The 1740-nt window shown below is 64.4% G+C and carries 2 protein-coding genes; both read right to left on the bottom strand.

Annotation, left to right across the window (positions count from 1 at the left end; all coding sequences use genetic code 11):
* Positions 1 to 372 precede the first annotated feature (372 nt).
* A complete protein-coding gene (locus G3N93_RS39400; RefSeq protein WP_206135459.1) occupies positions 373 to 1014 on the bottom strand; it encodes a LysE family translocator in 642 nt (213 codons plus the stop codon).
* Positions 1015 to 1090: 76 nt separating this feature from the next.
* Positions 1091 to 1740: NAD(P)-dependent oxidoreductase (locus G3N93_RS39395; protein ID WP_206135458.1), on the bottom strand; the 650-nt coding region annotated here is incomplete at its 5' end.

The following is a 1740-nucleotide window of genomic DNA, read 5'->3' as shown; positions in this document are numbered from 1 at the left end:
TTCTTTTTTTTCGTTTGCTCTATGTGTGGTCTGATTTATGTGTCATGACTATTATTGCTGTCTCTGTGTTTTTAGTGATTATTGTACTGTATATTGCTCCGTGATACTATTGGTGTCTTGCTATATTTACGTTACTGTGATAGTATCCTTGCGTATGGTCGTTTCGTTACTTGCACTCTCTTTTTTGTTCAGTCTTGTGCCACCTTCGTTCTTTTTCCTTTTTTTTTTTTTTTCCTGCATCGGCGACCCCCGAGCTCTCCACGCTTGCGCACTCACGTTCCCTACACGACGCTCTTCCGAACTCCCTAAAAGCCGAACGCCCCGCCCTCTTGCGAGGGACGGGGCGTTCGGCGCACCGGTACCAGTGCGAAATCAGTGACGGACCAGCGCCATCATCGCGCCGAAGCCGACGAACAGCCCGCCCGTCAGCCGGTTGAAGACCTTCGCCACGCTCTGGCTCTTCAACGTCGCGCCGATGCGCGTGCCGAACGACGCGTAGACGAGATACCAGCTCACCTCGATCACCGCGAACGTGACGACGAGAATGCCGAACTGCGGCAGCGTCGGCTCGGCCGCGTTGATGAACTGCGGCAGCAGCGCGGCCGCGAACAGGATCGCTTTCGGGTTGCTGCCCGCGACCAGGAAACCGTTGCGGAACAGCGTCCCGTGCGATGCGGGCGCAGCCTGGCGCGACACGGTGTCGACGTCGGCGGCAGGCTGCTCGTCGTCGACGCGTGCGCGCCACGCCTTCACGCCGAGGTAGATCAGGTAGGCCGCACCCGCGAAGCGCAACGTGTTGAACATCGCCGGCCAGGCTTCCAGCACCGCGCCGAGACCCGCCGCCGACACCGACAGCATCAGCACCAGCGCACTGAGGCAGCCGGCCATCGTCCACGTCGAACGCCGCAGCCCGTGCCGCGCACCGTGCGTCATCACCAGCAGCATGTTCGGGCCCGGAATCGCCGACACGACGAACACCGTCGCCACGAAAAGCCACCACGTATGCAAGTTCATGCCTGCCTCTGCGTCGATGTAAGGGAAAACGAAACGTCGATTATGCCGGTGCGCCGGACTTCTGTCGCGCGGCGGATCAGCGGCCCGCGCGGCGCAGCGCGACTTCGCCGAGCACCGCGAAATCCTGCTCGCCGCCGCCGTGTGCGAGCGCATCGAGCAGGTTGTCGCGCACGACGCTCGCCACCGGCAGCGGCACCGACACGGCGTCACCGGCTTCCAGCGCGAGGCGAACGTCCTTCAGCCCGAGGCGCGCCTTGAAGCGTGCGGGCTCGTAGCGCCGCTCGGCAATCATCGAGCCGTAGCCTTCGTAGACCGGGCCCGGAAACACGCTGCCGGTGATCACGTCGAGGAAGTCGCGCATCGCGACGCCGTGCGCGCCGAGCAATGCCGAGGCCTCGCCGAGCGTCTCGATCGCCGACGCGAGCGTGAAGTTCGCGGCGATCTTCGCGACGTTCGCATGCTGCGGCAGCGACCCGAACCGCCAGGTCTTCTGGCCGATCGCGTCGAACAGCGGCTGCACGCGGTCGATCGCCTCGGCCGGGCCGCCCGCCATGATCGTCAGGCGCGCGGCGGCGGCGACATCGGGCCGGCCCATCACCGGCGCGGCGACGTAATGGATGCCGCGCGACGCATGCGCGTGCGCGAGCGATTCGGCCAGCGCGACCGACACCGTCGCCATGTACACGTGGATCAGGCCGCGCGGCGCCTCGGCGAGCAGCGCATCGA

Origin of the sequence: Burkholderia sp. Se-20378 (assembly GCF_017104665.1) — a bacterium.
GTDB lineage: Bacteria > Pseudomonadota > Gammaproteobacteria > Burkholderiales > Burkholderiaceae > Burkholderia > Burkholderia lata.
Note: the sequence above shows the minus strand (reverse complement) of the source record. Positions and strands in the feature narration are given on the sequence as shown.

Coding starts and splice junctions, on each gene's coding strand:
- G3N93_RS39400 (WP_206135459.1), bottom strand. CDS start 1,014: ATGAACTTGCATACGTGGTGGCTTTTCGTGGCGACGGTGTTCGTCGTG.